Annotated in this window: 11 protein-coding genes and 1 pseudogene; 5 read left to right on the top strand and 7 right to left on the bottom strand. The window is 56.4% G+C overall.

What is annotated here, in order from left to right; genetic code table 11:
* Window positions 1-39: 39 nt before the first annotated feature.
* The 7 genes from RO22_RS22510 to RO22_RS22480 form a co-directional block, all read right to left on the bottom strand.
* Window positions 40-657, bottom strand: coding sequence for an ABC-type transport auxiliary lipoprotein family protein (locus RO22_RS22510; RefSeq protein ID WP_041159456.1), 618 nt, complete (start codon window positions 655-657; stop codon window positions 40-42).
* A complete protein-coding gene (locus tag RO22_RS22505) occupies window positions 654-1,595 on the bottom strand; it encodes an MlaD family protein (protein ID WP_041159455.1) in 942 nt (313 codons plus the stop codon). Before RO22_RS22505 ends, RO22_RS22510 begins: the two co-directional genes overlap by 4 nt.
* Before the next feature lie 6 nt (window positions 1,596-1,601).
* Window positions 1,602-2,426: an ABC transporter ATP-binding protein gene (locus RO22_RS22500; protein WP_039859896.1), complete on the bottom strand. Its 825-nt coding sequence runs from the start codon at window positions 2,424-2,426 to the stop codon at window positions 1,602-1,604.
* On the bottom strand, window positions 2,426-3,556 hold the full coding sequence (locus RO22_RS22495) for an MlaE family ABC transporter permease (protein WP_022523323.1): 1,131 nt from the start codon (window positions 3,554-3,556) through the stop codon (window positions 2,426-2,428). The genes RO22_RS22500 and RO22_RS22495 overlap by 1 nt, the downstream gene beginning before the upstream one ends.
* A 93-nt stretch (window positions 3,557-3,649) precedes the next feature.
* Complete coding sequence (locus RO22_RS22490) at window positions 3,650-4,471, bottom strand: IclR family transcriptional regulator (protein WP_027959572.1); 822 nt, start codon at window positions 4,469-4,471, stop codon at window positions 3,650-3,652.
* Window positions 4,472-4,573: 102 nt separating this feature from the next.
* Window positions 4,574-5,782, bottom strand: a complete 1,209-nt coding sequence (locus tag RO22_RS22485; RefSeq protein ID WP_009287810.1) for a 3-oxoadipyl-CoA thiolase — start codon at window positions 5,780-5,782, stop codon at window positions 4,574-4,576.
* Window positions 5,783-5,808: 26 nt separating this feature from the next.
* Entirely contained in the window at window positions 5,809-7,332 is a 1,524-nt protein-coding gene (locus tag RO22_RS22480; RefSeq protein ID WP_022523326.1) for a 3-hydroxyacyl-CoA dehydrogenase, read from the bottom strand.
* 218 nt (window positions 7,333-7,550) lie between these two features.
* Between RO22_RS22480 and RO22_RS22475 the strand changes: the two genes are divergently transcribed.
* The 5 genes and pseudogenes from RO22_RS22475 to RO22_RS22455 form a co-directional block, all read left to right on the top strand.
* On the top strand, window positions 7,551-8,702 hold the full coding sequence (locus RO22_RS22475) for an acyl-CoA dehydrogenase family protein (protein ID WP_022523327.1): 1,152 nt from the start codon (window positions 7,551-7,553) through the stop codon (window positions 8,700-8,702).
* Window positions 8,702-10,303, top strand: coding sequence for a class I adenylate-forming enzyme family protein (locus tag RO22_RS22470; protein WP_009287813.1), 1,602 nt, complete (start codon window positions 8,702-8,704; stop codon window positions 10,301-10,303). The genes RO22_RS22475 and RO22_RS22470 overlap by 1 nt, the downstream gene beginning before the upstream one ends.
* Complete coding sequence (locus RO22_RS22465) at window positions 10,300-10,770, top strand: PaaI family thioesterase (RefSeq protein WP_022523328.1); 471 nt, start codon at window positions 10,300-10,302, stop codon at window positions 10,768-10,770. The genes RO22_RS22470 and RO22_RS22465 overlap by 4 nt, the downstream gene beginning before the upstream one ends.
* Window positions 10,767-12,155, top strand: a complete 1,389-nt coding sequence (locus RO22_RS22460) for a hypothetical protein (protein ID WP_022523329.1) — start codon at window positions 10,767-10,769, stop codon at window positions 12,153-12,155. The genes RO22_RS22465 and RO22_RS22460 overlap by 4 nt, the downstream gene beginning before the upstream one ends.
* A gap of 145 nt (window positions 12,156-12,300) precedes the next feature.
* Window positions 12,301-13,057 (top strand): annotated as a pseudogene (locus tag RO22_RS22455) (electron transfer flavoprotein subunit beta/FixA family protein); the annotation flags it as partial.

Genomic DNA, 13,057 nt, shown 5'->3' with positions numbered 1-13,057 from the left:
TTACACGGCTTAGTTAGGTCTGGTTTAGTCAGTTCTAGCTTAGTCAATGGTGGCTTCCTGCTGATTGGCCAGCCAGTTGACCAACTGCTCAGTAAGTTCGTCGCTAGCAGCACCAAATGCATCAACCACATCAGGAATATTGGTGCTTATAGATTGTGCGCTGGTGGTAAAGCTCTGAGTAGCGATTGAAGCGCGGTTTTGAGTGCTGACGAGCTGAACATCGAGCTGAACCTTCACCGTGGGCGGACGGGTAGCGTAGTCGCTCTGAAAGTGACGTAGTTCACTCAGTAGCAATAGCTCGGAAGGCAGGCTATCGCTACCCACGCTGGCGAATAGGCGGCTCTGCTGTAACCCAGTGATCAAGCGCGATTGGAGTAAAGCAGGGGCATTCTCTTGCCAGCGGGCACCTTCGTAGACATTAACAATATTGCCCTCCGGGTAGACTAAAATGCGGTTGCTACTCAGTAAATGCCCCGCCTGTGGGGCCGCCACCGCCAGGCGTTGGCGGGTGGTCATAGAATCTGATGTGACGGGCTGTATATCGCTACTGGGCAGACGATACAGCGTCGCTGGCTTACTTTCGGGCAGAATCGAACAGCCACTGCTGAGTAGCAGCGCAGCGCTAACTAAAGCGATGGCGGTGGAGCGTAATGTCATGGGCGGAACTCCTCTACCTGATCACGGCCCAGGAAAAAGTCTGTTGGGCTCTCCTCTAGCTGGCGGGTAATACGATCCAATGTATCGAGCGTGGAGCGTAGCGAAGAGAGCGCTGGGGCAATATCTTGCGCGCCCTGCAGGCTGCCTTCGATGGCACCAGCGTTAGTTTCCACTAACTGCTCAATGCGTTGAGCTGCCCGGGCCACATCGCGACTCGCATCAGCGGCGCTCTCCATTACCAGCCGGCCATCTTGACGCAGTAGCTGTGTCGCTTCCTGGCTAAGTTCGTCGATGCTGCTAAGCGTGTTAGTTGCCTGGCGAGTGGCTTCGCCGAAAAGCGCCATATTCTGGTCTAGGGCGTTCTGCTGGGCGGCAATCATTTCGGTGATCTGAGCAATGTTGGTTAAAATACTGCCTGCCTGGTCACGGTTATTATCGTCAAACAGTTCGTTGACGTTTTGCAGGATTGAATTGATGTTTTCGATCATATCTTCGCCCTCATCAAACAGCGTAGCGATGGGCGAAGGGTCTGCGTTTATAAACGGTGCTTCGATATTGGTTTGGTCAATTAGCAGTGGGGCTTCAGGGGTGCCGCCGTGAAGTTGCACGGACATGCTGCCGGTGATACTGGCAAAGGCAAGTTTTGCCCGGGTGTCTGTCTTAATCGGTGCGTCATCGTAGACGCGGATATGGGCAATCACTTGCCGAGGGTCATCAGGATTAAGGTTAAGCTCGGTGACGTCCCCCACCTCAATACCGTTATACTGCACTCGGCTGCCGACCGATAAGCCGCTAACGCTGCGCTCAAATAGAATACGATAAGGCTGGTAGCTACGTTCGCCCGCTGCATAGCTCATCCAAAGTGCAAACAGCAGCGCGCCAGCGGCAGTGGCCAGCGTGAAGAGACCGATTAAAACGTGATGCGCCCGTGTTTCCATGTGCAGTCACTCCTGGACGTTTGCATTATTTGAAGAGCCGGTATGAGCACGCTGAGCGGCTCGACCACGCGGGCCGTGAAAGTAGTCTTGAATCCACTCGTCGTCGGTGTCCGCCACTTTATCAATGGTATCTACGACTAATACGCGTTTTTGTGAGAGTACCGCTACCCGGTCGCAGGCGGCGTAGAGCGTATCCAAGTCATGGGTGACCAGGAATACGCTGAAACCCAGCGCATCGCGAAGGGTGACCAGCAACTGATCGAAGGCCGCAGCGCCAATAGGGTCAAGCCCCGCCGTGGGCTCATCAAGAAACAGGATGTCAGGATCAAGCGCTAAGGCACGGGCAAGGGCGGCGCGCTTGACCATGCCGCCAGACAGCGACTCAGGAAACTGCAGCGCGGCCTGTGGCGGCAGCCCGACCAACGCTAGCTTTACCCTGGCAAGATGCTCGGCGTCTTCACGGGGTAGCCTGGCGTGTTCAATTAGCGGTAGGGCAATATTTTCTTGCAGGTTCAACGAGCTGAACAGCGCACCGCGTTGAAACAGTACACCAAAGCGCCGCTCTATTTGACTGCGCTGTGCCTCGTTAAGCTCGTTAAGGGTTGTGCCTAGGACTTCAACCGTGCCGTCATTGGGGCGCTTCAAACCAACGATGCTGCGTAACAGCACTGATTTGCCGGTACCAGAACCGCCTACAACGCCGAGGATTTCCCCGCGTTCAAGGGTCAGATCTAAATTTTCGTGAACCACATGAGCGCCAAAGTGGTTCACCAAGCCTCGAACCTTAATGACCGGTAGGTCGTTTTGCTCTGTCGGTTTATCTGAATTGATCACCAGCCCATCTCCATAAAGAATAGCGCGGCGACGGCATCAATCAGAATCACCATAAAAATCGACTGAACGACGCTTGACGTAGTGTGTTCTCCCACCGACTGCGCACTGCCGCTGACCTTAAAGCCTTCAAGGCAGCCGATAACGGCGATCACAAAGGCAAACACCGGTGCTTTGCTAAGCCCTACCAAAAAGTGTGTCACCGATACGTCTTTTTGCAGCGTGGCCATGAACTGGGTAAGTGAAATATCCAGTGACAAAGAGGTGACCATGGCACCACCCGCTAAGCCGCTGAGCATGCCCACAAACGCTAGCATGGGCAGGCTAATTAACATCGCCATTACCCGTGGCAGCACCAAAAGCTCGATAGGATCTAGCCCTTGGGCCTGCAGGGCATCAATCTCTTCATTGGATTTCATGGCGCCGATCTGGGCAGTAAAGGCGCTGGCGGTTCGTCCCGCTAATAAAATTGCAGCAAGCAGAACGCCGAACTCTCGTAAGAATGAGAACGCAACAAGATCGATGGTATAAATCGTGGCGCCAAAATCCTGCAAAACGGTAGCGCCAAGGAAAGCCACAACGGCACCCACCATAAAGGTGAGTAGCGCGACGATGGGTACGGCATTAAGACCGCTCTGCTGAATATGGGCAACGGTGGCCGTTAGGCGCCAGTGGCGTGGCCGCAATGCCAGATGGAATAGGGTAGCCACGACGAGACCAATAAAGGCCAGCAGCTGGCGCTGCTGAGACCAAAGCCCCGCCATGTGTTGGCCCACGCTGGCAAGCGCTTGGCTAATACGCGAATAGGAGGGGGGATCAACGTCAAGCGGCGCTTCCATGGCTTCGGCAATACGCACCAGCAGCGCCTGCTGCTCTTTCGGCAGTTCTGCTGCCCAATCCGCTACCGCCTGTGCTTTCTCAACGCCAATCAGCTCTACAATGAGTATGGCACCGGCGGTATCAAGGCGAGTTATTGCGTCTAACGAAACCGTCGCACCCGTTGGCTTGCCAAGTTCGGTTCGAGTTTCACTGTGATTAAGCGCCGCTTTGATATAGCGGTAATTGGCAAGTGTCCACTCGCCTTTAAGGGTGACTGTTTGATCATGACGCGCTATCCACTCGCTTGGCATCCCCACTCCTCGGCGCTCTTGGTATCGCTGCGCTTGTTTAGAAGTCTATGATGCATTCAAACGGGCGTTAGTTAAAGTCTCCCTAGCTTGAATTTACCTTGCCGAGCGGTTTCTTGGCGCTAGTTCCTGCTTAATCTGATTAGCGACTTCTTTGAGACGTGGGCCTAAGTTATTAACCAAGCGGTCATGATCCAAGCGCAGGCTGGAGCCGCCGCAGTTAATCGCCATGACCTCGGCGCCATCTTCTAAAATTAGCGGCATCGCCACCGCGCTAATATCGCGCTGCCAATCCTGCTCAGAGAGACAAAAACCGTACTGTGCATAGTCTTTGAAACTCTGTTGTATACCCGCTTCATAACGCGGCCAGTCGCTACCATACTCGCTGGCCAACTCTTGGAGCACCTGCTGGCGCCGTTCGTCAGACAAACCGCATAGCCAGGCACGACCAATGGCGGAAGTGGCAATGGGCAGGCGGGAGCCCGTGTCCAGGCGAATGATTAGCGGGCCATGGCCGTGGCAGGTTTCCAAATAAACCATGTCACTGCGGTCGGCCCCGCCCAGGCTAACGTTACAGTCGGTGGCATCAGCAAATTTCTGCAGATGCGGGCGAGCAATTTCGCGAATGCCCATATTGGCGAGAAAGCGATATCCCAAGGCTAAGACACCTGGCCCAAGGCGGTACTTTTCCAGGTGGGTATTGTGTTGGAGATAGCCCAACTGCGTCAGGGTATAGGTTAAACGTGACACCGTCGGGCGAGGGATACTCGTACGGTTGGAGAGCTCAGCATTGCCTAAATACTCTTCACCTGCGCCAAAGGCGCGCAGTAACTCTAAACCGCGCGCGAGGGCAGTCACAAAGTTACGATCTTTTCCTGGCAACTGCGGGTCGTCAGCATCAGTGTCGGTGGGGTGCATTCAATATCCCAACAATAGGTGGCTTATGGCGCCCAGTATCGCATATCTACTTAGACGCAGCGTTCATGCCTCTCAACGAAATAGCGGCTGTTTGACACTAAATCAGCTGTCCAGACGCTCGATAATCGTGGCAATGCCCTGACCGACGCCGATGCACATGGTGACCAACGCATAGCGCCCACCGGTCGCTTCAAGCTGTCGGAGAGCCGTAAGCGCCAAGCGTGCTCCTGATGCCCCCAGAGGATGACCAATGGCGATAGCGCCGCCGTTGGCGTTCAAGCGTGGATCATCAACGGAGAGACCCAACTGCTGCACGCAGCCAAGCACCTGAACGGCAAACGCTTCGTTGATTTCAATCACATCCATCTGCTCAAGGGTAAGCCCTGCACGCGCCAACGCCTTTTGTGAAGCGGGTACTGGCCCTAACCCCATAACCCGCGGAGCCACACCGGCAACGGCGCTGGCGACAATGCGCGCGCGCGGCGCTAGGCCCACACGTTCACCGGCGGCCTTGGTGCCGACAATCATGGCAGCGGCGCCGTCATTCAGGCCCGAGGCATTGCCGGCGGTGACCACGCCACCCTCGAATAGCGAGCCCAGTCGGGCCAGTTTGTCTTCGCTGCTTTGTGGGCGGGGGTGTTCGTCTTTTTCCACCAACAGTGGCGGCTGTTTACGCCCTTGGGGCACCTCTACGCCAAACATCTCGCCGTCGTAGAAACCTGAGGCCAGCGCTTGGGCGTAGCGGGCCTGAGAGCGGGCGGCAAAGGTGTCGCTTTCATCGCGGCTAATATTCAGGTCGTGGGCAATGTTATCAGCAGTTTCCGGCATGCTGTGGCTGCCGTACTCCTTAGCAATCCAGGGGTTGGGAAAGCGTGAGCCAATCACCGTGTCGTACAGCGGCTGGTTGCGGGCATAGGGGGAGTCCGCTTTACCCAACACATAAGGTGCACGGGACATGGACTCAACGCCGCCTGCTAAAAACAGCTCGCCTTCACCTAGCCGTGCCGCCCGGGCCGCATCCATCATCGCTGCCAAGCCACTGCCGCAAAGCCGGTTAACGGTTTGCCCTGCCACTTCGATGGGCAGACCTGCCAACAGTGCGCCGTGACGGGCTACGTTTCGGGAGTCTTCCCCCGCTTGGTTGGTGCAGCCTGCCAGCACCTCTTCATAGCTTGCTGGCGCGAATGGGTTGCGGGCTACCAGTGTTTTAAGCGTCAGCCCCAACAGCTCATCTGGGCGAATAGCCGCTAAGCTGCCACCGTGGCGACCAAAAGGGGTACGTAAACCGTCGTAAATATAGGCGTCTTGCATGGTGATGCTCCTTGTTATTGGTAGGGTTAAGCGGCGGTTAACGACATTTGCAGCGCGGCGCGGCGGCGCAGCCAGGGGCTAGGCCGATAGCGTGGGTCGCCGGTGGCCTCAAGCAGGTTGGTCAATATCGTCATGATGCGCGTGGCTCCGTAATGGTCGCCCATGCGTAGCGGGCCGAAAGGGTAGCCCAAACCCAGCTCAACCGCTCGGTCGATCGTCGTGGGTTCTGCCACGCCTTGCTGGGCAATGTCGGCACCGACGTTGACGATGCAGGCAATAATGCGCTGAAGAACGAAGCCGTTGCTGTCCTGCAGAGTGCTTACCGGCGTACCGTTATGATTGAGCAGGTTTTGCGCTGCTTGAATGAAAGTGGAGTGGGTAATAGGCGTAGCCATGAGGCTACGGCGTTTATCGAGTCCTGCGAGCATATCCACCGCCACACACTGCTTGGCATCTAACCCCTGGCGCAGCGAACAGCTGGTGGCATCTTCGCCGAAAGGGGTAAGCAGACAGAGCGCCTGTTCAGTGGGCTGCGTGCCGGTTTCTAACGGCCAGCCCGCCGCATTCACCAGCCCGGTGAGTGCTTTGGCGCTCTCGGGGTCATCCTGGCTAATCCATACCGGGCAAGGTGAGGTAGGCTTGATGACAGGCTCATCCGGCATCTGCTGCTTGCCTTCCTCGTAGCGGTAAAAACCTTCGCCAGTTTTACGCCCCAGCAAGCCCGCGGCCAAGCGCTGTCGGGTTAACGGTGAAGGGCGAAAACGTGCTTCTTCATAATACTGGTGATACACCGACTCCATCACGGCGTGGGAAACGTCCAGCCCGGTAAGGTCAAGCAGGGTAAAGGGCCCCATCCGGAATCCGCCCTGATCAACCATAATACGGTCAATGGTGGCCGGGTCAGCGACGCTTTCGCCTAGCAGTCGCAGCGCTTCAGTACCGAAGGCACGCCCGGCATGGTTAACCAGAAACCCAGGTGTATCGGTGGTTTGGGCCGTAAAGTGGCCCATGGCTTGTCCTAGAGCATTGACCTGCTGAGTCACCTCATCGGTGGTACGCAAGCCCGGGATGACCTCGGCAATCTTCATCAGCGGCACGGGATTAAAGAAGTGAAAGCCAATAACCCGCTCAGGGTGCTGGCAGGCGGCGGCAATGGCCGTGACGGAGAGTGAAGAGGTATTGGTCGCCAACACAGCCTGCTGGCTGAGGATTGCTTCTAAATCGCTAAACAGCCCCTGCTTGGCCTCCAGCTTCTCGACAATGGCTTCCACCACAATATCGCAGGGAGCGAGCGCGGCAAGCTCGCTGGCTTCAATCAACCGTTCACTATAGTGCTGCGCCTGTTCTGCGTTAATGCGCTGCTTTTCGACACTTCTCTGCCATAAGCCATTAATAAAGGCTTTCGCTTCTTGTGCGGCATCCTCTTTAACGTCAAAAAGTATGACGTCTAGACCGGCCTGGGCAGCCAACTGTGCGATGCCACGTCCCATGGCGCCGGTGCCGACGATGCCAAGCGTGGTAAAGGGGGGAGGTGTTGATTCGCTAGCCATACGCTAAGTCCTCTCTGCAAATGGGTACATATTTAGCATTGTGATTCTGCATTGCAAAATAGTGTTTCAATTATTGACTGCCATCCTAGGCTATGCAAAAGTGCCTGACAAGAATAGTGGACAATAGTTTTGCTATGCAAAATGCACGCACTGTCCACGCCCAGCGCTACTTCGAATGATAACTCTAACTATAAAACCCGTTGCCACCAGGAGCCGTCATGATTCGCGATCCCGAATTAATTAATCAGCTTGTCGATACCATCGCCCGCTTTGTCCGTGAGCGCTTAATTCCTAATGAGGCACGCCTAGCCGAAGAGGATGCAGTACCCCCGGAAATTCTTGCGGAAATGAAAGAGATGGGGCTTTTCGGGCTATCGATTCCAGAAGAGTACGGCGGCCTAGGCCTGACGATGGAGGAAGAAGCGCTGGTGGCGATGGAGATTGGTAAAACCTCGCCTGCCTTTCGCTCGGTGTTTGGCACTAATAATGGCATCGGCGCCCAGGGTATTTTGATTGATGGTACTGATGAGCAGAAAGCCAAGTATGTGCCACGCTTGGCCACGGGCGAGATTCTTAGCTCGTTTTGTCTCACCGAGCCCGATTCCGGCTCCGACGCCGCCAGCCTGCGCACGACGGCGGTGCGGGATGGCGATGACTATATCTTGAACGGCACCAAGCGCTATATCACCAACGGCCCAGAAGCCGATCTGTTTACCGTGATGGCGCGTACTGACCCAGAGAATAAAGGTGCGGGCGGGATCTCAGCCTTTATCGTCGAAGGTAACACGCCAGGGCTGGTACGCGGCCCTGCGGATAACAAGATGGGCCAGAAGGGCGCCCATACCTGCGATATTATTTTCGACAACTGCCGGGTGCCCGCTGAAAATATTATTGGCGGGAAAGAGGGACAAGGGTTTAAAACGGCGATGAAGGTGCTGGATCGTGGGCGGCTGCATATTTCGGCGGTCTGTGTAGGCGTGGCCGAGCGCTTAGTGGAAGAGTCGCTGCGCTACACCATGGAGCGTAAGCAGTTTGGCGCGGCGCTTGCCGAGCATCAGCTGATCCAAGCCATGTTGGCGGATAGCAAAACCGAAGCCTATGCAGGCAAAACCATGGTGATGGACGCTGCACGGCGTAAAGACAATGGCGAAAATGTTTCGACACTGGCCTCCTGCTGCAAACTGTTCTGCGCCGAAATGGTGGGCCGTGTCGCAGACCGCGCGGTGCAGGTTCACGGTGGGGCGGGTTACATGTCGGAATACGCGGTTGAGCGTTTCTACCGCGATGTGCGGCTATTCCGTATTTACGAAGGCACCACCCAGATTCAACAAATCGTCATTGCTCGCAACATGGTGCGGGAGGCGTCCTAATGGCTTTATCGGTTTCCTACCAAGCGCCGGACGAGGCTATTTTTGGGCGCCTTGCCAGCGAGCTGGTGGCCGAGCTTCCCGAGCGCCTCAGTACCCGCGTGCTTGAAAATGCCAAGCTGCTTGGCGAGCACCCGGCTATAGTGGATGGCACTGTGCGCTGGAGTTATGCGGAGCTTGGTCAAGAAATACACGCCGCTTATGGCTGGTTAAGCGCATTGGGCATTCGCCCTGGCGACCGGATTATGACGGTGAGTGAAAACTGTCGCGCTCTGGTCGTGCTGCTGCTGGCCGCCAGTGAATTGGATGTCTGGGTAGCGATTGTGAACTCGCGCCTGTCAGCACAGGAAGTTGACCTGATTCAGGGCAACTGCCTGCCCCGGCGAGTCTTCTATACCTGTGAAGCATCCCCAGAGGCGTGCCAGCACGCCGAGCGCCACGCGGCTGACCGCTACCAACACCCTCAGTTGGGTGGGCTGGCCATTTCGCCGCTGTATGACAGTGAGCCCGAGCCGGTCTGCGCGAGCGGGGCCGAGCAGGTGGCGGCGATGATCTACACCTCAGGCACCACTGGCACACCTAAAGGCGTCATGCTGACCCATCGTGGCATTCTGTATATTGCCTCAATCTCTGGGGGCATGCGTCATTTAAGCGAAGGGCAGCGGGTCTACGGCGTGCTGCCCATGTCTCATGTGTTTGGCCTCTCTTCGGTATGTATGGGGTCGCTCTATAACGGCGCCTGCCTGTATACCGTGCCGCGCTTCGATGCCGCCCATATGTTGGCGACGCTAAAGCAGGAGCACATTACCGTTCTCCAGGGAGTGCCGGCGATGTATGCCCGGGCGTTAGAGTTTTTAAAACGTGAACAGCGCCCGTTAGAAGCGCCTGATCTAATTTATATGTCAGCAGGAGGTTCACCGTTAGATAGCGACACCAAAGTGCGGGTAGAGGCAGCCTTTGGGCTGACGCTGCATAACGGCTACGGTTTAACCGAGGCCAGCCCTACCATCAGCCAGACCCGCATCGATGACCACCATGCAACTAGCACCGTTGGCCGGGTATTGCCTTTACTTGAGTACCGCCTGGAACCGCTTAGCGACAGCGGAACTGCCGAGCAGCCTGGAGATGAAGTGGGTGAACTATGGGTGCGCGGGCCTAATATTATGAAGGGTTACTTCCGCCAGCCGGAAGCTACCCGCGCCACCCTAACCGAAGATGGTTGGCTCAATACCGGTGATATCGCCAAACTCGATCACCATGACCAACTCTATATTGTAGGGCGTAGCAAAGAGCTGATTATCCGCTCTGGCTTCAATATCTACCCGCCGGATGTGGAAGCGGTGATTAACGAGCACCCTGCGGTAACGCTTACCGCCGTAGTGGGGCGTCAAATCGCCGGTAATGAAGAAGTCGTGGCGTTTGTGCAGTGTGAGCCAGGCGTTGACGTTGATGTGGCGGAGCTAAAGGCGTTTATCGCCGAACGGTTGGCGCCTTACAAACGACCTACTCAAATTGTATTGATGGATACGCTACCTTCCACTGCCAGCGGCAAAATTCTTAAAGGGCGGCTGCGGGATTTAGCCCAGCAGGAGAGCGCCTCATGAGTTCTTCGCAAATACACAGGCCAGATACGCCTCAACAAGCACTTATGGGCTATCACGAGTTGCTAGGTATGCAGGTGGTTGAGTGGCAGCAAGATCGTGCCGTGGTGGAGCTCACTATCGAGCCCAAACATCTAAACCGCAGCGGTAATGTTCACGGCGGCGTATTGGCTTCAATGCTGGATAGCGCTTTAAGCCTTGCCGGTCTGCACTGCGACGTACCGGGCAATATACGCCGGGGAATGACGCTCTCATTAACCACGACTTTTGTGGGCCCCGCCCGGCAAGGTGTGTTGAAGGCAATAGGCACGGTGCGCGGCGGCGGACAGAAAATCTATATGAGCAGCGGTGAGATCGTTGATGAGAAAGGCAATTTAGTGGCCATGGGTGAAGGTTCATTTCGGCGCCGCAGTGGCAGTGAATCGTCTGAAGGCTTCCCGGAAAAAACACCCAGGGAGAAGGCTGAGTGAAACCAGCCCGCCTGCGGGTTTCTCTGTTACTGCTGGTCACCTTGGCAACGCTGTTTCATCTGGTGGTCGGCAGCCTGTTTTGGCAAGCCGTCGGGATTGCCGCGCTGGCGCTCTATCTATTAACGCTTGCTGGCAAGCTAACGCGGATGGCCAAAGGGTTACTGCTAGTCGCGGGGATAGTGTCGCTGTTAGCGCTCTGGCGTTCACCAAACCCAAGCCAACTGCTGTTTGAAGCCAGTGGACGTTTTGCGTTTTTTGCTACCTTTGTGGTGGCGTTGAGCATGCTACGTTTGCCGGCCTACCGTTCACGCCTGGTGCGTCGCTGTGGGCAAAGTATGCTGCTTCAACCGCCTAGCCGCCGCTACCCGATTTTATCGCTCGGCTCTGCGCTGTTTGGGATTATTCTCAATATCGGCGTGCTTAACTTATTTGCCGCCATGATTGAGAAGAGTAACACCCTAGGCGCAGCCCAAGGGCGTGCCTGGGTGCGAGAAGCTCGCCAGCGGCGCATGATGTTGGCGTTGCTACGCGGGTTTTCCCTGGCGCCACTGATCTCCCCTATGGGTATTGGGGTGGCGGTGGTGCTGTCTAGCCTTCCTCAGGTTACCTGGCTGGCGCTTGCGCCGTATATTTTGGGTGCCGCAGTGCTAATTTTTCTGGCGGGTTGGGCCGTGGATTTTCTCACCGGGCCACATCCCCCTGCCAATAAAGCCTTGGTAGCTGCCCCTTCATTGCGCCCGTTGGCCCAGTTCAGTGTGTTGCTGCTAGGGATTGTGGCGCTGGTGTTTAGCCTTGCCTGGCTATTAGAACTGCGCTTACCCATTGCCGCGCTTTTAGGTGCGCCCACGGGGGCGCTGGTTTGGCTTGCCTGGCAGCGGCGTAGGCTTGGCTTCGGTGGGCTGCCTGCCGCGGTTAGCGCGGTGCATCGTCAGTTGCCGTGGCTGCTTTCGCCCAGTGCCAATGAGATCGTGGTGCTAGGGGCGGCGGGCTATTTGGGGCACTTATGCGTTGGACTGGTGGACACTCAACAGTTGGCGCCGCTACTAACCGTGTTGAACCAGTGGGGCGCCTTCAATGCCGTACTGGCAATGCTGATGGTGGTAGGGCTGGCCCAGGTAGGCGTTAATCCTATCGTGACGGTAACGCTGCTGGTGGGGCTGCTACCGCAGTTAGCTATTGAGGGACTAACACCCGCACTGATAGGTGCATCGCTGATGGTGGGTTGGGCGCTGGCGCTAATGTCGTCGCCGATGACGGCATCAATGCTGATTTTATCCCGATTTACCGGTGTGCCCGCCACGCGTATCGGCTACCGCTGGAACGGCAAATTTCTGGTCGCCTCGATTCCGCTATTGGCAGCGTGGTTTGTATGGGCACCCTTTTAAAGGGGGGTAAGAATGCGGAAGCGCTTGACCTTTGTGCGGTGTTTTTTTAATGTCCTTGTTATAAAGTGAAACAGAATTCTGCTGTGCAAAATTGAAACATGATTAAAGCAAGATTAAATATTATTAATCGCCAGGAGCACCCCTTATGAAAGTACTCGTCGCGGTGAAACGCGTCATCGACTACAACGTCAAAATCCGCGTTAAGGCGGATCATTCGGACGTGGATCTTACCAACGTCAAAATGGCCATGAACCCCTTCTGCGAAATTGCCGTGGAAGAGGCGGTACGCTTGAAAGAAAAGGGCGTGGCGACAGAAGTCGTCGCCGTCACGGTAGGGCCCAAAGCCGCCCAAGAGCAGCTGCGTACGGCATTGGCGCTGGGGGCAGACCGCGCCCTGCATATCGAAACCGACGAGCGCGCCGAATCCCTGGCCGTGGCCAAGCTGCTGGCCAAAGTGGTCGAAGAGGAGCAGCCGGGGTTGGTGGTGCTGGGCAAGCGCCGAATCCCTGGCCGTGGCCAAGCTGCTGGCCAAAGTGGTCGAAGAGGAGCAGCCGGGGTTGGTGGTGCTGGGCAAGCAGGCCATCGACACCGACAACAACCAGACCGGCCAAATGCTCGCCGCGCTGACCGGCCTGCCGCAAGGCACCTTTGTCTCGGAAGTGGAAATTAGCGGGGACGGAAGTGATAAAAAGCTTAATGTGACGCGTGAAATCGACGGGGGGCTGCAAACCATCGCGCTGACGCTGCCGGCGATTGTCACCACCGACCTGCGTTTGAATGAGCCGCGCTACGCCAAGCTGCCTGACATCATGAAGGCCAAGAAAAAACCGCTGGATGTGAAAACCCCCGCCGACTACGGCATCGAGGTCGCCTCCAAGGTCAGTCTGCTCAAAGTAGAGTCG

This window comes from Halomonas sp. KHS3 (assembly GCF_000830495.1).
Classification (GTDB): domain Bacteria; phylum Pseudomonadota; class Gammaproteobacteria; order Pseudomonadales; family Halomonadaceae; genus Vreelandella; species Vreelandella titanicae.
Note: the sequence above shows the minus strand (reverse complement) of the source record. Positions and strands in the feature narration are given on the sequence as shown.

Coding starts and splice junctions, on each gene's coding strand:
- RO22_RS22480 (WP_022523326.1), bottom strand. CDS start 7,332: ATGGCTAGCGAATCAACACCTCCCCCCTTTACCACGCTTGGCATCGTC.
- RO22_RS22505 (WP_041159455.1), bottom strand. CDS start 1,595: ATGGAAACACGGGCGCATCACGTTTTAATCGGTCTCTTCACGCTGGCC.
- RO22_RS22470 (WP_009287813.1), top strand. CDS start 8,702: ATGGCTTTATCGGTTTCCTACCAAGCGCCGGACGAGGCTATTTTTGGG.
- RO22_RS22490 (WP_027959572.1), bottom strand. CDS start 4,471: ATGCACCCCACCGACACTGATGCTGACGACCCGCAGTTGCCAGGAAAA.
- RO22_RS22510 (WP_041159456.1), bottom strand. CDS start 657: ATGACATTACGCTCCACCGCCATCGCTTTAGTTAGCGCTGCGCTGCTA.
- RO22_RS22465 (WP_022523328.1), top strand. CDS start 10,300: ATGAGTTCTTCGCAAATACACAGGCCAGATACGCCTCAACAAGCACTT.
- RO22_RS22485 (WP_009287810.1), bottom strand. CDS start 5,782: ATGCAAGACGCCTATATTTACGACGGTTTACGTACCCCTTTTGGTCGC.
- RO22_RS22495 (WP_022523323.1), bottom strand. CDS start 3,556: ATGCCAAGCGAGTGGATAGCGCGTCATGATCAAACAGTCACCCTTAAA.
- RO22_RS22475 (WP_022523327.1), top strand. CDS start 7,551: ATGATTCGCGATCCCGAATTAATTAATCAGCTTGTCGATACCATCGCC.